Origin of the sequence: Paraburkholderia sp. BR10937 (assembly GCF_040965695.1) — a bacterium.
Taxonomy (GTDB): domain Bacteria; phylum Pseudomonadota; class Gammaproteobacteria; order Burkholderiales; family Burkholderiaceae; genus Paraburkholderia.
Genome location: NZ_JBFRCL010000025.1, coordinates 104,303 through 122,315, shown reverse-complemented (window position 1 = coordinate 122,315; position 18,013 = coordinate 104,303). Strand labels below are relative to the sequence as shown.

The 18,013-nt window shown below is 63.0% G+C and carries 18 protein-coding genes and 1 pseudogene; 12 read left to right on the top strand and 7 right to left on the bottom strand.

Translation table 11 applies throughout. From position 1 onward, the window contains the following. Positions 1-100: 100 nt before the first annotated feature. From AB4Y44_RS21625 to AB4Y44_RS21610, 4 genes and pseudogenes are all read left to right on the top strand, one after another. Positions 101-1,195 carry an ABC transporter substrate-binding protein gene (locus AB4Y44_RS21625; RefSeq protein ID WP_368700843.1) on the top strand — a complete coding sequence of 365 codons (1,095 nt, stop codon included), beginning with the start codon at positions 101-103 and terminating at the stop codon, positions 1,193-1,195. Positions 1,196-1,331: 136 nt separating this feature from the next. Continuing rightward, positions 1,332-3,150: pseudogene (locus tag AB4Y44_RS21620) on the top strand (ABC transporter permease). Further along, positions 3,143-4,210 carry an ABC transporter ATP-binding protein gene (locus AB4Y44_RS21615; RefSeq protein WP_368700842.1) on the top strand — a complete coding sequence of 356 codons (1,068 nt, stop codon included), beginning with the start codon at positions 3,143-3,145 and terminating at the stop codon, positions 4,208-4,210. Before AB4Y44_RS21620 ends, AB4Y44_RS21615 begins: the two are co-directional and overlap by 8 nt. A 97-nt stretch (positions 4,211-4,307) precedes the next feature. After that, a complete protein-coding gene (locus tag AB4Y44_RS21610; RefSeq protein ID WP_368700841.1) occupies positions 4,308-5,378 on the top strand; it encodes a porin in 1,071 nt (356 codons plus the stop codon). A gap of 20 nt (positions 5,379-5,398) precedes the next feature. On the opposite strand, the gene AB4Y44_RS21605 is transcribed toward AB4Y44_RS21610, so the two are convergent. Further along, on the bottom strand, positions 5,399-5,821 hold the full coding sequence (locus AB4Y44_RS21605) for a hypothetical protein (RefSeq protein ID WP_368700840.1): 423 nt from the start codon (positions 5,819-5,821) through the stop codon (positions 5,399-5,401). Between the two features lie 236 nt (positions 5,822-6,057). Here AB4Y44_RS21605 and AB4Y44_RS21600 point away from each other — a divergent pair, with 236 nt between their 5' ends. Continuing rightward, positions 6,058-7,146, top strand: a complete 1,089-nt coding sequence (locus AB4Y44_RS21600; protein WP_368700839.1) for an NADH:flavin oxidoreductase/NADH oxidase — start codon at positions 6,058-6,060, stop codon at positions 7,144-7,146. A gap of 34 nt (positions 7,147-7,180) precedes the next feature. On the opposite strand, the gene AB4Y44_RS21595 is transcribed toward AB4Y44_RS21600, so the two are convergent. Both AB4Y44_RS21595 and AB4Y44_RS21590 read right to left on the bottom strand, forming a co-directional pair. Continuing rightward, positions 7,181-7,573 (bottom strand): cupin domain-containing protein, encoded by a 393-nt coding sequence (locus AB4Y44_RS21595; RefSeq protein ID WP_342923020.1) that lies wholly within the window; start codon positions 7,571-7,573, stop codon positions 7,181-7,183. A gap of 2 nt (positions 7,574-7,575) precedes the next feature. Then, positions 7,576-8,166: a LysE family translocator gene (locus tag AB4Y44_RS21590; RefSeq protein ID WP_342923019.1), complete on the bottom strand. Its 591-nt coding sequence runs from the start codon at positions 8,164-8,166 to the stop codon at positions 7,576-7,578. Positions 8,167-8,267: 101 nt separating this feature from the next. Between AB4Y44_RS21590 and AB4Y44_RS21585 the strand changes: the two genes are divergently transcribed. Next, complete coding sequence (locus tag AB4Y44_RS21585) at positions 8,268-9,158, top strand: LysR substrate-binding domain-containing protein (protein WP_368700838.1); 891 nt, start codon at positions 8,268-8,270, stop codon at positions 9,156-9,158. A gap of 29 nt (positions 9,159-9,187) precedes the next feature. On the opposite strand, the gene AB4Y44_RS21580 is transcribed toward AB4Y44_RS21585, so the two are convergent. Continuing rightward, the gene (locus AB4Y44_RS21580) at positions 9,188-10,078 is read right to left on the bottom strand and encodes a LysR family transcriptional regulator (RefSeq protein WP_368700837.1); all 891 of its coding nucleotides are present in this window, start codon (positions 10,076-10,078) and stop codon (positions 9,188-9,190) included. A gap of 122 nt (positions 10,079-10,200) precedes the next feature. Between AB4Y44_RS21580 and AB4Y44_RS21575 the strand changes: the two genes are divergently transcribed. Both AB4Y44_RS21575 and AB4Y44_RS21570 read left to right on the top strand, forming a co-directional pair. Continuing rightward, positions 10,201-10,941 (top strand): SDR family oxidoreductase, encoded by a 741-nt coding sequence (locus tag AB4Y44_RS21575; protein ID WP_342923016.1) that lies wholly within the window; start codon positions 10,201-10,203, stop codon positions 10,939-10,941. 63 nt (positions 10,942-11,004) lie between these two features. Beyond that, positions 11,005-11,598 carry an NADPH-dependent F420 reductase gene (locus tag AB4Y44_RS21570; RefSeq protein WP_368700836.1) on the top strand — a complete coding sequence of 198 codons (594 nt, stop codon included), beginning with the start codon at positions 11,005-11,007 and terminating at the stop codon, positions 11,596-11,598. A 98-nt stretch (positions 11,599-11,696) separates the two neighbouring features. Here the strand turns inward: AB4Y44_RS21570 and AB4Y44_RS21565 are convergent, their stop codons facing one another. Next, positions 11,697-12,194, bottom strand: a complete 498-nt coding sequence (locus AB4Y44_RS21565; RefSeq protein ID WP_342923014.1) for a hypothetical protein — start codon at positions 12,192-12,194, stop codon at positions 11,697-11,699. Continuing rightward, a complete protein-coding gene (locus AB4Y44_RS21560) occupies positions 12,191-12,898 on the bottom strand; it encodes a glutathione binding-like protein (protein ID WP_368700854.1) in 708 nt (235 codons plus the stop codon). The genes AB4Y44_RS21565 and AB4Y44_RS21560 overlap by 4 nt, the downstream gene beginning before the upstream one ends. Positions 12,899-12,996: 98 nt before the next feature. Here AB4Y44_RS21560 and AB4Y44_RS21555 point away from each other — a divergent pair, with 98 nt between their 5' ends. The 4 genes from AB4Y44_RS21555 to AB4Y44_RS21540 all read left to right on the top strand — a co-directional run bounded on the left by AB4Y44_RS21555 (position 12,997) and on the right by AB4Y44_RS21540 (position 16,725). Further along, positions 12,997-13,632: a glutathione S-transferase family protein gene (locus AB4Y44_RS21555; protein ID WP_368700835.1), complete on the top strand. Its 636-nt coding sequence runs from the start codon at positions 12,997-12,999 to the stop codon at positions 13,630-13,632. A gap of 253 nt (positions 13,633-13,885) precedes the next feature. Beyond that, positions 13,886-14,503 carry a LysE family transporter gene (locus AB4Y44_RS21550; RefSeq protein ID WP_342923049.1) on the top strand — a complete coding sequence of 206 codons (618 nt, stop codon included), beginning with the start codon at positions 13,886-13,888 and terminating at the stop codon, positions 14,501-14,503. Between the two features lie 362 nt (positions 14,504-14,865). Next, complete coding sequence (locus AB4Y44_RS21545; RefSeq protein WP_342923012.1) at positions 14,866-15,750, top strand: helix-turn-helix domain-containing GNAT family N-acetyltransferase; 885 nt, start codon at positions 14,866-14,868, stop codon at positions 15,748-15,750. A gap of 135 nt (positions 15,751-15,885) precedes the next feature. Then, the gene (locus tag AB4Y44_RS21540) at positions 15,886-16,725 is read left to right on the top strand and encodes a hypothetical protein (protein WP_368700834.1); all 840 of its coding nucleotides are present in this window, start codon (positions 15,886-15,888) and stop codon (positions 16,723-16,725) included. A gap of 17 nt (positions 16,726-16,742) precedes the next feature. Here AB4Y44_RS21540 and AB4Y44_RS21535 read toward each other — a convergent pair whose 3' ends face one another. Then, positions 16,743-18,002 carry a LysR family transcriptional regulator gene (locus tag AB4Y44_RS21535; RefSeq protein WP_342923010.1) on the bottom strand — a complete coding sequence of 420 codons (1,260 nt, stop codon included), beginning with the start codon at positions 18,000-18,002 and terminating at the stop codon, positions 16,743-16,745. Positions 18,003-18,013 lie beyond the last annotated feature (11 nt).

The window sequence follows — 18,013 nt, the reverse complement described above, 5'->3', positions numbered from 1 at the left end:
TTCCTTCCAGTTAACGCCATGACTGAAAGCATCCAGAAAGCATTCAGACCTTACCATTCGCCAACACAAGATAAAAGCCCGTCTTGACCTGGAGGAAGACATGCCGATGTCATTCAAACGCCGTGCCGCTACGCTCGCTCTTGCACTCACCGTCAGCCCGGTCTGGGCGCAGGTTCCTGCCGGCTACCCGAGCCACTATCAAGCCTCGGTGGAAGCCGCAAAAAAAGAAGGAAAACTGATCATCTACGCCGCGACGGATGCCGCCATCGCGAAGCCCCTCATCAAGGATTTCGAAAGCCTGTATGGCGTGAAAATCGAATACAACGACATGAACAGCACCGAGATCTACAACCGCTTCATCAGCGAGGACGCCGCGAGCAGCACGAGCGCCGACGTGCTCTGGAGTTCGGCCATGGACCTGCAGATCAAGCTTGTCAACGACGGTCTGATGGCGACCTACGAGTCGCCCGAGACCCCGCATCTGCCGGCGTGGTCGCAATATCAGAAGCAGGCCTGGGGCACGACCTTCGAGCCGCTCGCGATTGTCTACAACAAACGCCTGATGCCGGCAGGCGAGGTACCGCAGACGCGCGCCGACCTGATCAAGTTGCTACAGACCCAGCCGGCACGCTACCAGGGCAAGGTCACCACCTATGACATCGAAAAGTCGGGTACCGGCTTCAACTATCTGACCCAGGATGCACGCGTGAACCCTCAGGTCACGTGGGCACTCGTGCGGGCGATCGGCGCGACCGGTCCGAAGCTGCAGTCGAGTACCGGCGCCATGATGGAGCGCATCTCCTCCGGCGAAAATTTGCTTGGCTACAATATTTTGGGATCCTATGCGTATAGCAAGGCCAAAAAAGATCCATCCATCGGCTATGTCTACCCGAAGGACTACACGCAGGTGGTCAGCCGCCTGCTTACCATTTCGAAGAAGGCCCGGAACCCCAATGCAGCGCGTCTGTGGGTCGACTACGTGCTCTCGAAACGCGGTCAAACGTTGATCGCGAACGAAGCGAACCTCTTCTCGATCCGCGCCGACGTGACCGGCGAGACTTCGATGGCCGGCTTGACCGAGCAGCTCGGAGATTCGCTCAAGCCGATTCCGGTCGGTTCCGGCTTGCTCGTCTATCTCGACCAGGCCAAGCGCCTCGAATTTCTCAAGCAATGGCAACAGTCGATCAAGCGCTAGCGCACGCCTGACACGGCGAACGCCGTGAAGCGCCGGGCGCTTCACGGTGCGCTCTCCCTGTTTCCCTTTTCGATATGCGGCCGCGTGCCGCAGGAGGACCCTCATGCTTTCACGACGCGCGCCCATCCCGGCCGCGGTGCCGCTCCATGCCAGGGAGAAAGACGACATTCCGGCGCTGCCCGAGGGGCCGCTGCGCCCCCTGGCTGGCTTGCTACGCTGGCTCGTCATCGCGGTACTGACCGTCGCTGTCGCGCTGCCGGTTGCGCTCATCGTGTTCCAGAGTCTGTTGAGCGCCCCCTTCTTTGACGCGAGCCGCACCTTCGGCCTGGCCGGCTTCGCCTTCATCTTCACCGACCCCGATTTCTGGGCGGCAGCGGGCAACTCCTTCACGATCGCGAGCGGCATGCTGTTCATCTCCATTCCGCTCGGCGGCATCCTGGCCTTCCTGATGGTGCGCACCGATCTGGCGGGACGCCGCTGGCTCGAACCGGTCCTGCTCACGCCCATCTTCGTTTCGCCGATGGTGCTCGCCTTCGGTTACGTGATCGCCGCAGGCCCGGCCGGCTTCTACTCGATCTGGTGGAAGCAGTTGACCGGCATGGAAAGCGCGCCCTGGAACGTGTATTCGGTCTTTGCGATCACCGTGATCGTCGGGTTGACGCACGTGCCGCATGTCTATCTTTATGCCGCGGCGGCGTTGCGCAATCTGGGCTCCGACGTCGAGGAGTCCGCGCGCGTCTCGGGCGCCCGGCCGCTGCGCGTGGCCCTCGACGTGAGCCTGCCCATGAGTATGCCCGCGCTGCTCTTTGCCGGCGTACTGGTGTTCTTTCTCGGCTTCGAGGTGTTCGGTCTGCCACTCGTCCTCGGTGACCCCGAAGGGCATCTCGTGCTGGCCACTTACCTTTACAAGCTCACCAACAAGCTCGGCGTGCCCTCGTATCACCTGATGGCCGCGGTCGCCGTGTGCATCATCGCCGTGACCTTTCCGCTCGTGCTGCTGCAACGGCATCTGCTCAGGAGCGCCAATCGCTTCGTCGCGCTCAAGGGCAAGGCCACGCGGCAGACCGTGCTGGCACTCGGTACATGGCGTTGGGTCGCGCTTGCCGTCGTCGCGCTCTGGTTGCTGCTCACGATCTTCGTGCCGCTTTCCGGCATCGTGCTGCGGGCCTTCGTCACTCACTGGGGCGAAGGCGTGGACCTCGTCGAGACGTTGACTCTCGAGAACTTCTCCGAACTGTTCGAGCACAGCAATCTGGTGCGGGCCATTTTCAACACCTTCGGCATCGGCGTGCTGGGCGGCGCGCTCGCGGTCGGGTTCTACACGCTGGTCGCCTTCGCGGGCCATCGCCAGCATGACTGGGCCGCGCGCCTGCTCGATTACATCGTGCTGCTGCCGCGCGCCGTGCCAGGCCTGCTCGCCGGACTGGCGTTCCTGTGGGTCTTCCTCTTCGTCCCCGGCCTCAAGGAACTCAAGAACTCGATGTGGAGTATCTGGGTGGCCTACACCGTTGTGTGGCTCGCCTACGGCATGCGCCTGATCCAGAGCGCGCTGCTGCAGGTCGGCCCCGAGCTCGAAGAGGCCGGACGCAGCGTCGGCGGCCGCCTACGGCATGCGCCTGATCCAGAGCGCGCTGCTGCAGGTCGGCCCCGAGCTCGAAGAGGCCGGACGCAGCGTCGGCGGCACACGTGCGCGCGTCAGCCTCGACGTCACGCTGCCGCTCGTGCGCTTCGGGCTGCTCGCGGCGTGGCTACTCATTTTCATGATCTTCGAGCGCGAGTATTCGACCGCCGTCTACCTGCTGTCCCCCGGCACCGAGGTCATCGGCGCCTTGCTCGTCTCGCTGTGGGCAGCCGGGTCTGTCGATCAAGTCGCCGCCCTTTCCGTCATCAACATCGCAATGGTCGGCGCCGGTCTTGCCGTGGCCTTGCGCTTCGGAGTGAAATTGCATGGATAAGCTCTCGGTCAACGACCTCCATCTGAGCTATGGCGCGCATCCGATCCTCGAGGGCGTCTCGTTCGAACTGAAGGCGGGTGAAGTCGTCTGTCTGCTCGGTGCATCGGGCAGCGGCAAAACCACGCTGCTGCGTGCGGTGGCCGGTCTCGAACAGCCCTCATCAGGGCGCATCCAGCTGGACGAACGCGTCTTCTTCGATGGCGCAGCCGGCATCGATCTGCCCGTCGAGCAGCGCTCGCTCGGTCTCGTGTTCCAGTCCTACGCCCTGTGGCCGCACCGCACCGTGGCCGAAAACGTCGGCTATGGGCTCAAGCTGCGTGGCGTGGCGGCCCCGGAGCGCAAGCGTCGGGTTCAGGCCGCGCTCGATCAACTCGGCCTCGGTGCTCTCGCTGCGCGTTATCCCCATCAGCTGTCGGGTGGGCAGCAGCAGCGCGTCGCCATCGCGAGAGCGCTCGTGTACAACCCGCCCGTGATTCTGCTCGACGAACCGCTTTCGAACCTCGACGCGAAGCTTCGTGAGGAAGCGCGCGCATGGCTGCGCGAGTTGATCGTCACGCTCGGCCTCTCGGCACTATGCGTGACCCACGACCAAACCGAAGCCATGGCGATGTCCGATCGCATCCTGCTGCTACGCAACGGTCGCATCGAACAGGAAGACTCGCCGGCGGATCTCTACGATTCGCCCCGCACGCTGTACGCCGCCGATTTCATGGGTAGCAACAATCGCTTCGCAGGACATGTCTGCACTGTCGAACCGGGCCATGTTGTATTGAGCGGCGCGGGCTGGACGTTGCGGGCGTCCGCGCGCGAAGCGCTTACGCCCGGTCAGGCGGTCGAAGCAGTGATCCGTCTCGAGCGTCTTCAGGTCGTCGATGGTCCCGGGCAGAACCGCCTGCGCGCCGAACTCGTCACGTCGATGTTTCTCGGCGATCGCTGGGAATACCTGTTCCATTGCGGCGAACTGCGCTTGCGTGCCTTCGGCATGCAACCTCGCGCTGCCGGCGAGCACTGGCTCGAACTGCCGGCGAACAACTGCTGGGCCTTTGCCCAGGCGGGCTGACAAGGGGCTCGTGCCATTCAAGTTCATTTGCAGTTGCAGTCACCGTGGGTTGGCGCATGCCGCCAGCGGAATCCATCGCAGAAACCGGGAGCAGACAATGAAGTCGCACATCACAAGAACAATCATGCTGGGTCTGGCATGCGCGGGCATCGCCGCCGTCGCGCAGGCGCAATCGACGGTCACCCTCTATGGGATCGTCGATGCCGGCGTCGAATACGCGAATCACACCAGCGCGAACGGTGGTTCTGCACGGCTCGTTTCGGGCGGCAAGAATACGTCGCGCTGGGGTCTGCGCGGCGTCGAGGACCTGGGTGGCGGGCTGAAGGCGGTATTCCAGCTCGAGAGCGGCATCAACATCGCCAACGGCACCTTCGACGACGGCCCCGGCGCAATCTTCGACCGGCGCGCGACGGTCGGGCTGAAAAATCGTTTCGGGCAGTTGACGCTCGGGCGCACCTTCACGGTGACGTACGACTACATGCTGCCGTTCGATCCGATGGGCTATGCGCCGAACTATTCATGGGCGACATCATCGAGTGCGACGGGCGGCCGCAAAGACGGTCTGTTCACCCGCTCGGCCAACGCCGTGCGCTACGACGGCGAATTCTCCGGCATCAAGCTGGGCGGGCTGTATGGGTTCGGCAATGTGCCGGGGAGCATGAAGACGAGTTCGAAATACGACTTCGCGCTCGGCTACGCCGGCGGTCCGTTCGCTGCCGTGGTCACCTACGATCGACAAAACGGCGCGGCGGACAGCGTCACGCCCGTCGATCAGACCCGCTACATTCAGGGCATCCACGCGGGTCTTTCATACGACTTCGGCGCGGCGAAGGCGATGGCCGGTTACCGGAACTATCGCAAGACATTCAGGACTGCGGCGGCAACGCTGCAAAGCGATATGTACTGGATCGGCGGCTCGTACGATTTCAACCCGTACTTCACGCTGCTCGGCGCGATCTATCATCAGAACATCAAAGGAGCGAGCGACGCCGATCCGACGCTGTTCTCGCTGCGCGGGCAATACTCGCTCTCCAAACGGACGCTGCTCTATGTCTCCGGCGGATATGCAATGGCTCAGCACGGTCAGAAGGTGGGCTTGTCGCGCGACCTCGTCGGTGCAGCCGACACGCAAACAGGCATGACGGCTGGCGTTCAGCATCGGTTCTGAGTGCTAATTCAGCGTCTGTCTCACGTGCGCGCGGGGGGCTGCGGATTGTTGGCCGGGTTCGTGTCGAACCGGTTCACGCTTTCGATGCCCACCTGGCCAGCGAGGGCCGAGAGCCGCGCATACAGCCCGTCGGCGCTTGCCCGGTCGTAGACCTCTGCACCGCGAACATACACCGCAAACGACTTCAGGTACTTCGCCTTTTTCCCGGGGTTGGCGATCGTCTCTTTCGTCCATTGATACAGCGGATAGCGGTCCTGCCCGGCGCGCTCGGCCTCTTCGACATAATCGGCGAACGCGTCGAACTGGCACTTCAGGGAGGCGTCGTAATCGTGCAAGACGGCTTCGAGTAAATCGCGCCCCGCATAGGCGCGGCTCGCCCGCAGCGCATCGGCCAACTCGGGCACGACGGTGATGCGGACCTGGAATTGCCACGTTTCTGCCATGCATGCCTCCTGCGTTGACGAACAGCATAACTGCTCAGGCGCGGCCGCAAGCCGCCATTCATGATTATTCCCATCGGGAATCGGCCTTATGAAGAATCTGCGAATTATCGCTCCGCCATGTGACCACTACGATCTACCTGTCACTCATCACCCGACAGAAGATTTTCATGTCCACACTCGCAGGCAAAGTCGCCGCCAATAGCGGCGCAACAACCGGCACCGCTTCGAGCCATCCCATGCTGTTCACGCCGATACAAGTCGGCAACCTGAACCTGGCCAACCGCATCGTGATCGCCCCGATGGCCCAGTACTCGGCCGAAGACGGGCAGATGAACGATTGGCACCTGATTCATCTCGGCCAACTGGCGCTTTCCGGTGCGGCGGCGCTCACCATCGAGGGGACGGCGGTCACCCCCGAAGGCCGCACGAGTTATGGCGACGTGGGGCTCTATTCCGACGAGAGCGAAGTCGCGATGGCGCGCGTGCTGCAGAGCGTTCGGCGCTGGTCCGACACGCCGGTTGGCATCCAGCTCAACCACGCTGGCCGCAAAGGCTCGCGGCAGAAGTTGTGGGACGGCGGCGCACAGATTCCCCATGGCCGCGCGAATGGCTGGAACACCTACGGCCCATCGCCGCTCGCTTTCGCGGCCGGAGAGACACCGCCCACCGCGCTGGACCGCGACGGCCTGGCCGCCATTCGCGATGCCTTCGCGGCCGCCGCACAACGCGCCTCCCGGCTCGGCTTGAACTTCATTCAAATCCTCGGTGGGCACGGCTATCTGCTCCATCAATTCCTCTCGCCGCTCTCGAACCACAGGGACGACGAGTATGGCGGCTCGCTGGAAAACCGCATGCGTTTTCCGCTCGAGGTGTTCGAAGCCGTGCGAGACGCGTTTTCGCACGAGCGCCCCGTGACGATGCGGATCTCCGCGACCGACTGGGTGGACGACGGGTGGTCCGTGCACGACGCGATCGCCTTTGTCCACGCGCTGGAGGCCAGGGGATGTGCGGCGGTCAATGTCTCGAGCGGCGGCTCGAACCCGGCCGCGCAAATTCCGGTCGGGCCCGGCTATCAGGTTCCCTTCGCGCGGGCCGTGAAGCAGGCGACGACGCTCCCTGTCATCGCCGTCGGCATGATCACCGAATTCGAACAAGCCGAGTCCATCCTCCGCACAGGAGACGCCGATCTGATCGCGCTGGCCCGAGCGGTGCTCTTCGATCCGCGCTGGCCCTGGCACGCTGCCGCTCACTTCGGAGCCCAGGTCAGGGCGCCGAAGCAGTATCTTCGCGCTCAACCCAGCCGGCTGCGAAAGGTGTTCGTGTGAAGCCGTCTTGTCGATGTCCGCGCGCTGGGCCGTTTTAGCGTGCTTTGCCTAACTGCTCTTCGATCGTCCTCGTCAACGGCGACTCCACGCGCCCCGTATGCAATGTCTGCACGGGCTCGATCAGCACGACCCAGCATTCGTCCGCTGCGACGGGATTGTGCAGCGTGCCGCGCGGCACGACGTGCATCGAGCCCGCGGGCAGATCGACGACACGCCCGCCTTCATACTCGATCTTCAGATGGCCGCGCACGACGAAGAACAGTTCGTCCTCGTGCTCGTGGTCGTGCCACACGAGCTGCCCGCGCACCTTAGCGACCTTGACGTACTGATCGTTGACCTGGGCGACGACTTTCGGCGACCAGTAATCGGACACATCGGCGAACGCGGCTTCAAGATCGAACGATTCGGCAAACGGATGACCAGGCATCGTTATCTCCATGCTGGAATGACGGATGCGGCGAGCAGGACGCCCATCGCAAGATTAAGGATGCGCCAGTGGCGCGGCGTGCGAAAGAGGCGCGCGAGCAGTACGCCGAGCGCGCACCACAGCGCGAGCGAGGCGCACGCGGCGACGCCGAATGCGGCGCCGAGCAGCAGCGCGAGTCGGTTCGGATTGCTTGCGAGCAGCGCGAACGACGCCGCCGCGCCGACCGTCATCGCCCAGCTTTTCGGGTTGAGCCAGAGCAGCAGGCAACCGTTGACGAGCGTAATGGGGCGCGCGGGGCCGTTACCTTCATTTGGCGGCCCGCTGCGCGCGATGCGCCACGCGAGCCACAGCAAATACGCGGAGCCGACTGCCTTGACCGCCGTTTGCAGCGACGGCAGCGCGAGCAGCAGACCGCCCAGCCCGAGCCCGGCGACGGCGGCGAGGACCGCCAGGCCCATCGCGATGCCGAGCATCAGCGGAATCGAACGCGCGAAGCCGAAGCGCGCGCCCGAAGCGGTGGCGAGCGTGGTGGCGCCGCCAGGCGTCACGGTCGCAACGACGACAAACAGAAGAAGCGGCAGGATCGAGGTCATCGGTGTAAATCCGGGCGAAGAAAACTTGCACTGTACGGATCGCCGACGCATCATCAAAGGCAATAATTCTGATGCGATCCATTACGCGGCATAATGCGTCAATGAGCCGAAACCTCGACCTCGATCTGATCCGCACCTTTGTTGCCGTCGCCGATAGCGGCAGCATGACGGTCGCTGCGAATCTGCTGCACATGACGCAAGGCGCCGTGAGCCAGCAGGTGAAGCGTCTCGAAGACGTGCTGGATTGCCTGCTGTTCGTGCGCAAGACGCGCAGGCTGGAGCTGTCGCGCCATGGCGAGCAATTTCTCGTGAAGGCGCGCCAGCTGCTGCAGCTCAACGACGAAATCTGGGCCGACATGACCGGCCGATCCCTGCGCGGCAGCCTGCGTGTGGGCGTGCCATACGATCTCGTGACACCGCTCGCGCCCGCGATGAAGGCGTTCGCCGATGCGCATCCGCAAGTGGAAATTTCCCTCGTGTGTGCGGCGTCGCCGGAGTTGAGCGAAGCGGTGCATAGCGGCCGCGTGGATCTATCGCTGGTCGAATATGTCGCGAGCGAAGCCGAAGGCGAAGTGGTCCGCATCGAGCCGCTGGTGTGGGTCAAGGGTCGCGGCAGCGATGCCTGGCAGAAGCGGCCGCTGCCGCTTTCGATGGTGGACGAGCGATGTGCCTTCCGGCCGGTCGTGCTCGGCGCGCTCGCGGACGAGGGCATCGCGTGGCGCACGGTGTTCGAGAGCGGCAACATCGAGGCGACCGCCGCGACGGTGCGTGCAGGCCTCGCGATCACGACCTGGCTCGCCTCCACGGTGCCGGCCGACCTCGAGACGCTCGCGCCTCAAGCATCCGACTTGCCCGCGCTGCCGCCGTTCGCGATCTGCCTGCGATTGCCCGCGACGGTTCAGCCCGCGGCGCAGGAATTCGCGCGCCACGTGCGCGAATCGATGTCGAACGACGCAGGCGCTCGACGCGCGCAGCTTGCGAGCGTTGCGTGACGTCTTGCGTGCGAGGCCGTCGCGCGCTTCTACAGGCGCTGCGGCAGCGCAGCCGCAAAGAAGTCGGTGATCCGGCGCACGCGCGCGGGCACGAAACGACGCCTCGGCCACACGATACTGACATCACGGGCGTCCCCAATGAAGTCGTCCAGCACCGTGACGATGTCGGGATGCTCGAGTTCGTCGGTGAGCGAGAGCTTCGCGAAGAGGCCGATTCCCACACCCGCGAGCACGGCCGACCGTATCGTCTCGACGCTGTTCGACGACAGGTTGCCTCGCACCGGCACGCTGAACCGGCCTTGCGGCCCATGAAACGGCCAGCTCGCCGATTCCATCAGACCGCCGTAGACGAGGCAATTGTGCCTCGCGAGATCCGCAGGATCCTTGGGTATGCCGTGCTGCTCGAAATAGCGGCGCGATCCCACGCAGACCAGCGGAGTGCTGGCGATTTTCCGCACGACCGAATCGGGATCGTTGACGGTGCCCACCCGAATCGCGAGGTCGATTCGATCCTCCACCATATCGCGGACGAAATCCGACAACACGAGATCGACCCGAAGCCCAGGATGCTGCGACAGCAGGTCGGGAATGAGCGGGAGAACGTGCAGGCGGCCGAACGTCGAGGCGGCGGCGATGCGGACAAGGCCCGAGACATCGAGCGTGCTGCTGCTCAGTTCGTTGTCGGCTACCTCGAACTCGTCGAGCAGCGGCTTGGTGCGCTCGTAGTATTTCTGCCCCTGATCCGTCAGGGTCACGCTGCGTGTGCTGCGATTCAATAGCTGCACGCCGAGGCGTTTTTCCAGCGCACCGATCGCCTTGCTGATGGCGGACTGCGAATCGCCGGTTCTACGCGCGGCGGCGGAAAAGCCGCCCGCTTCGACAACGGCGATGAAGGCGTTCAATTCGTGAAACCGGTCCATTGCATGTCTCTCGTGAGACCCATTCCCTCGAAGAATAGATCTCATGATAACTCCGCTAATTATCATTCGTCGGGGCGGCAATTACGATGTCTCTACCATTCACCACGAGGCAGAAAATTCCCATGTCCACTCTCACAGGCAAGGTTGCCGTCATCAGCGGCGCAACGACGGGTATCGGCTTGGCGATCGCCCAGCGGTTCGTCGCCGAAGGCGCGCACGTCTTTATCTTCGGCCGTCGGCAAGGCCAGCTCGACGAGGCCGCCAAACTGATCGGACGCAACGTGACTGCGATCCAGGCCGACGCCGCGAATCTCGATGACCTCGACCGCGTCGCCGCGGCAGTCAGGGACGAAAAGGGTGTCGTCGACATCATCGTGTCGAACGCGGGCTTTACCGAGCAGGCTTCGATCGACACCATCACGCCAGCGCATTTCGACAAGGCATTCAACCTGATGGCGCGCGGCCCCGTCTTTCTGGTGCAGAAGCTGCTGCCGATGATGACGGGCGGTGGATCGATCATCCTGGTTTCTTCGGCCATGCACGTGATGGGCATTCCCGGGCACACCGCCTACGCCGCGACCAAGGCCGCGTTGCGTTCCTATGCGCGCACCTGGGCTGCCGAATTCAAGGATCGCGGCATTCGCGTCAACATGCTCAGCCCTGGCGTTACCGACACGCCGATCCTCGACGCCCAGTCGGCGACGCGCGACGATCTGGTGAGCATGTACCAGAGCATGGTCCCGCTCGGTCGACTCGCCCGGGCCGAGGAGATGGCCAGCGCCGCGCTCTTTCTCGCCTCCGAACAGAGTTCCTATATGACGGGCGCGGATCTGATGAATGACGGCGGCATCGGCCAGGTCTGAGGCCGAGCGCACCGTCCGCCAAAGTGATTTTTGGGTTACTTAGGAAAACGAATGGAGAGTTCAGTGAGCTACGCAATCATCGGGCTTGGGAAGATCGGCACGGCCATCGCGCAGGCATTCGCCGGCCAGGGCATCAAGGTCGCCGTGGCAGGCCGGCGGCCGGTCGACGCGCTCGCCGCGCAGATCGGGCCGTCGCTGGTTCCGCAGCGGATCGAGGACGCGGTCGAGGCTGACGTTGTCATCCTGGCTGTGCCGTTCGGCGCTCACGAGGACGTCGCACGGGCCGCCGAAAGCTGGCAGGGGAAGATCGTGATCGACGCCATGAACGCTTACGGCGTGCCTGTGAAGGAGCTGGACGGTCTGCCTTCTAGCGCGGCCGTTGCAACGGCGTTTCCGGGCGCGAAGCTGGTGAAGGCTTTCAACCACCTGCCCGCAGGCACACTGGCACAGGGGCCAACGACGCCGCATGGCGGCCGGCGCGTCGTGTTCGTCTCTAGCGACGACGAGGCGGCAAGCGCTTCGGTGTCAGGCCTCGTCGAGCGGCTCGGGTTCGCGCCGGTCGAACTCGGGAAGATCGGCGAGGGCGGTCTCCTCGTCCAGGCACGCGGCAGCAGGTGGGCCCAGCTGGTTTTCCAGGATCTGGTCAAGTTCGACTGACCGGCCGCGCGGTACTCGCTTGCGGCGAGAGCGCTTTCATGGCGGGCATGGCGTAGCTGGTGGACGTACGCTGCCCGTTCGCCATGCGGGAGTATGGCTCACTGTACCGGCGCGGGCTGGGCCCGAAGCTTGTCCTTGATTGCCGTGAGGCAGTTCGTGAACTGGGTGCGAAGCCCCACGGAGTTGCCGCTCGGTGCGGAAAGACTGTCGGTTGTCACAGTCCATCCGTCAGACGTGCGCGAAACATCGAGTTCGAAGTACTCGGCCGATTCGCTATCGAGGACCACCGACTCGCGAAAACTGCCCTTCGCCGCACGAACGACCGCCTCGCAGCCCTGCTGGAGCCGGGCTGGCGCATGAGCGGACAAACCGGGTGAGCCGTCGCGAAAGGGGACCGCGCCGTACATGCGGAACGCCTCGAACTGCGACGGCATGGCGGCCGTGACGAACTGGATGTCCGAATCCGAAACGGCATTTCCGCATCCCGCGAGGATGGCGACATAAGCTGCGAGCGTGATGCGGGCGCAATGACTCCGGAAAGTGAGTTCGTGGTTCCTGCCTGCTCGTAGTCTCTGCGCAAACGTTAGCGTTCTCATCTCCAAGGGGCAGCCTCGATGTAAGAATTAGTATTACGGCGTGCGTTATGCATATATTTATCGAGGTTAACCCTGGGATGGCACGTGTCGAATCGGCGAGTGGGCGTCAACGGAGTACTTTGTCCAGTCGACGCCGGTGCCGGCTGCTGCGCGATCTCTTGGAGCCAGTCCCGCAGTAGACCTTCCGCCAACAACGCTCCCCGTACATGCGGACGCTCACCCACGCGTTGCTGAAACGCCGATATGGCGGGCAACCGTGATATATCCAGGCCAGCATGCGGGGCCCGGCTTGTCACTGTGAAAAGATAGGCGTCCGCTACCGAGAAGCGCTCCCTCAGCAACCATGGCTGAGTCGTCAGCAACTTCTCCAGCAATCCATAGTATCTAGAAAGCGCCCCTTGTCTTTCTCGGCGGACCAATTCGGGCGTCGCGGAATTGAAAAGCGGGGAATAGCCTTTGTGCAAATCTGAATTAACGAAGCCGAGCCACTCCTGCAGGCGGTAGCGCGCCATCGTCCCGTTCGGAGGCGCGAGTTCGCATTCTGGCTTCAGGTCTGCCAGGTACTGCATGATTGCAGGGCTTTCCGTAAGCAAATCCTTGTCGTCCAGTTCGAGTACGGGTACGTTTCCTTTTGGATTGACTGTGAGAAAGTCGACTCCGGTTTGTGTGCGCTTTGACGCTATGTCCACCCGTTCGAGTTCGATGGCGATACCGGCTTACCCGATGAATTTGAGCGCAATATCTGGAGTGCTGAGCGCAGGCCACATCCGTCATAGTTGGGCTTCCTCACTCAGGAGTCGACATGTTGCGCTTATACGACTGTCTGCCCTCCCAGAACGCCTGGAAGATCCGGGTTCTGCTTCGCCTTCTCGGCATTCCCTATGAGACCCAGGAGGTCTCCATTTTCGAGGGCGCGGGGCAGACCGACGCCTTCCTCAAGCTCAACCCCTCAGGCGCAGTGCCAGCGCTCGAACTGGAAGACGGGCGCGCTCTGTCCGAGTCGAATGCGATCCTTCAGTTTCTTGCTGATGGAACCGACTTCCTGCCTTCTGATCGCTTCGGGCGCGCCAAGGTTGCTCAATGGCTCAGCTTCGAGCAGTACTACATCGAACCGGTCATCGGCTCCTTGCGTTTCTGGACATTGACGGGGCGCTTAAAGCGTAATGCTGCGATGGTCCCAGACAAACAGGAGACCGCCGCGAAGGCGCTGCGAGCCCTCGATCGGTCCCTGACGGATGCGACCTTCCTGGTCGGTGATTGCCTGTCCATTGCCGACATATCGATCTACGCATACACCCACCTCGCAGGCGACGTCGGTATCGACCTGGCAACCTACCCTGCACTCGCTGCCTGGCTGTCGCGCGTCGCTGCCGGGATTGGTCCCAACCATCCCGTGCATCCTTACACCATCGATCCGCACGCCATCGTGCGTGACTAGCGGGCGCTCGAGGTGACATCCGCGGCTGTGTCTGCCTTGAATTGTCGGAGCTGGGCGGAGCCCGGGGTTGGGAGCGAACAAGGTAGGCGTTCAGTGGCGCCATGCTTGCGAGCGGACGAATCGCCCGACCAGCGATTGAGCGTCTGGTCTGCCTCCGGAGTCGGCCAGCAGCGGTCAGTCGTGATTTGCTTCAGAATACCGGTGGATGAAGCGACTCCACGGTTTGTACAACCACAATTCACTGAGGCTACAAATGGTTAATGCGTCTGCGATTGCGACAGTCTTTTCTGTCTATGCGGCAGCTGTCGTCATACCCGGGCCGAACTTCGTCGCAATCACCCAGAAGGCGGTAGCCGGCAGACGCTCCGATGCGCTCGCGCTTGTCGCCGGGATCGTGACGGTGAATCTGTTCTGGGCGACTTGCGCCATCCTTGGTATCGGCATGGTGTTCGCTATTTTCCCGTGGCTCGCTGTCGGTATCAGGCTTGCTGGCGCGGCCTATCTGATCTGGTTCGGGCTGCGGCTCATTGTGTCGGCACGGGCAACCCCGTCAGAAGCACGTCACCCAACGAAGGCGCCTCTGTTTCGTGCCGCGTTCCTGCAAGGTATCGCGACAAATATCGCGAATCCGAAGTCCATCGCCTTTTATGCGGCGGTGTTTTCCTCAGCGGTGCCCAGCCACGTTTCCACGCCGACGTTCTTCGCGATGCTTGCTACTGTCGGTGTATCAGCGACGTGCTGGTACGGAGCAGTCGCGCTCGTTCTATCGCACGCGGCGATTGCGACGGCGTATCGTCGCGCGAAGGCATGGATCGACCTCACATGTGGAGGGCTCATGATTGCGCTGGGAATCCGGCAGGCATTGCGATAACAAAGCGCCGGGCGGCGCCTGGCTGAACGGCACACGGCTTGCGCGCTTTGAACATTACAGGTCTTGCAGACGGATTTTCTGAAACCGCCTTGCCGAAACAAGGCGCCTCAAGTGCAGTCCGACAGGGACCGTCTCTAGTAAAGGATTGTCCCTTGTGGTCTCTACGCCATGGACACCCCCAATGCGGTGTCGGAAGAGGACTTCCAGCTCCTCTTCGAATCCACGCCCACACCCTTGCTCCAGGACCTCCAGAATGTTCTGAATCACAGCGGCCATTAGCTCCGGGGGCACGGCATCCTGTCGACTGCGCCCGCTTCGGCTCGAGGTTGACGGATTCGATATCTCTGACTAAAGTCAGAGATATGAGTGCGTCCTCCATTCCCCAGATTCGTCGCTTTAACCGCATAGTCGCCGAAAGCATCGGCGCTATCGACGATCATTTCCTCGGACGAGGCCGCCCGATGGGCGAATCGCGCCTGCTCTGGGAGATCGGTGTCGAAGGCGCGGATATTCGTACGCTTCGCGCGCGGCTAAGTCTTGATTCGGGTTATGTCAGCCGTACCCTGGCGTCGCTTGAGCGGCAAAAACTTGTCGCTGTCCTCACTGATTCGAACGACCGCCGGGTTCGCCGGGCTTGCCTGACTGAAGCAGGTCTCATCGAGAGGGCCGAACTCGAACGGCTTTCCGACGCGGTCGCGTTACGCGTGCTCGAACCGCTCGGCGACAAGCAGCGTCGGCGACTGATCGAAGCCATGTCCGAGGTCGAACATCTGCTGCAGGCATCGCTTGTGCATTTTGCGCTTGAGGACCCTGAGACCGAGGATGCGCGCTGGTGTTTTGAGCAGTACTTCAGCGAACTCGACCAGCGCTTCGAAGCCGGATTCGACCCGTCCATAAGTCTGTCGGCAGATGCGCTCGAACTGACGGCGCCGGCGGGCGCGTTAATCGTCGCGAGACTCCATGCAAGCCCGATCGGCTGCGTCGCGCTGAAGTTTCACAAGAAGTCCCCGGCCGAACTCAAGAGAATGTGGGTGAGTCCTTCCGCGCGCGGTATGGGCGTTGGCCGCCGGTTGATCGTCGAGGCGGAGAAGCGTGCCCGGCAGGCCAAAGCGCGCGTGATTCGTCTAGAGACTAACCAGACTTTGCGTGAAGCGATATCGCTATACAGGCAATCCGGATTCGTTGAAGTCGATGCCTTCAATTCCGAACCGTATGCCCATCACTGGTTTGAAAAGCGCCTGGACTGAAAGGCCGCCCCCGGCAACGCTTTGCACACGTATCGGACCTTGGTCCAATAGAACGAACACGCCCAGCCCGCTAATCTAAGAGAGGCCAGTCGTTTCAATCGAGAACAATCCCGGAAGGCCACAGGGGAGTTCGTTATGAAACGTCATCCTCTAGTAACTGCACGTGCAACGCGACATCACTATCCCGCGCGGACTGCATTCGCTGAGCTTCGCGGCGAACTCGCGCGGCCGGCGTCTCCCACGCGACGCACCGTGGTGGCCGTGATTTCCGCAGTACTGCTTGGCGGCTGTGGCGGCGGTAGCAACAACACGAGTACAGCATCCGCACAGCCTGTTTCAGTGCCGTTGCAGGCGGCTTTCGCCAATGAGGTCGATAACGGCGACACCGCGAGCTTCTCTGTCTCCGGCACGATAGACAACGTTTCCGTCACCGGGTCGGGGACGCTGACGGACTCGCCACCCGTTGTGGCCACATTCAACGGTGCGACTGTCCTTGAAACCAGGCAGACCATCACCGACACCGTGGTCGAGAACGGTGTGCCCATTACCGTGACAGAGACGAAAGCGATCTTCAGCGATCCCGGGACATCCGCTGAAGTCGGTCAGATCAATGATGACGGGTCGGTCGATGTCATCACTCAAATCGATCCCATTCCCGCTTCCGCACCGGTGGGCAGTTCCGGGGTGCTTGGCGAGGGCATAGAGTACTCAAACTCGAGCGAGCAGACGACGGTCGGTACTGTCGAGGAAACCTATGCCGTGGGATCCGGCGCAGGGAGCGCCGGAGGTTCCAGCACCGCGACCTGTGACGTGGTGGACGTCGTGAAGGAAGTGAAAGACAACAACAAAAACCAGATCAGGAAGTCTGAAAAGAAGACCTGCGTCGACGATAGAGGTAATTCCAGGTTCGTGTCGGGGGAAGAGCATGAGCGCGACAACGGGCGCGACGACGACCTCAACGAAACCGGACATTAGGCGGCGAACTACAGCACTCAACCCGCGCGCCGCCCCTCCACCACACGCGTTGCGGGCGCAACATCCATCACCGCGAGCCGGATCGCGTCGATCAGCGCGCGTGCCGCAGGCGAGGGAGAACCCTGTGCGCGCAGCGTGAGCCCGATATCGCGGCGCGTGTGCTGCAGCGGCACGTCGAGAATCACCAGTTGCCCCGACTCGATTTCGTAGTGCAACTGCTGCGCCGAGAGCGCCGTGATCATGTCCGTGCCGAGCAGCAGCCCGCGAATCACGGCGAGATCGGCGGTTTCGACGGTGGGCAGGGGCGGCTTGAGCTTCACGCGGCGGAACTGCGCTTCGAGCAGACCGCGCGAGGGCGAATGCGTGCGCGAAAGTATCCATTGCGCATCACGCAGATCGTTCAGCGTGAGGCCATGCTTTTTCGCGAGCGGATGGTCGCGCCGCGCGAGCACGATCATGTCTTCCGACATCAATCGTTCGTTGCCGAGGCCGCTCGCCGCATCGTTTTCGCGCAGTGCGCCGAGCACGAAGTCCACGTCGCCGGCGCGCAGGCCTGCCACGAGCAGTTCATAGGCGCTTTCGTCGGTCACCACGCGCACGCCCGGATGCTGCGCGGAAAGGCGCGCGATGGCGGCCGGCAGGATCAGCGTGCGGCCCAATGGCAGCGCGCCGACCGTCACCGCGCCCTGGATATTGCCGTGCAGCGCCGCGATATCGTCGGGCACGTGACGCAGTTCGTTGAGCGCGCGGCGCACGTGCAGCAGGAAAGTTTCGCCCTCGGCCGTGAGCAGCACGCCGCGCGGCCCGCGATGGAAGAGCGTGACACCCGAGCCGCTTTCGAGCACGCGCATGGCGCTGCTCACGGCGGGCTGGCTGATGCCGAATGCATTGGCCGTGCTCGGCATATGGCGGTGCCGCGCGAGAGCAACGAACAGCTGCAGCCGCCGCGTGTTGAGCAGATACGCGGGCAGCGTGCCTTCGCTCAACGCGCGCCGGCGCGCCTGGCGCGCGGCGCACCACTGCGCGAGTTCTTCCAGTTCGCCGAAAATGCGCGCGCAGCGCTCGAGCACCACGCGGCCCACGGCCGTGGGCAGCATGCCCGACGGCTTGCGCTCGAAGAGCGGTGCGCCCAGCGCAGTCTCCAGTTCCTGCACCGAGCGTGTGACGGCCGACTGGGCGCGATACAGGGCCGAAGCGGCGCGCGTGGCGCTGCCCGTGTCGGCAACGAGGCGAAAAGCGCGCAGGTGCGCGAGGTTCAGGAGTTCGGGCTGGCTCACGGCTCGATCAT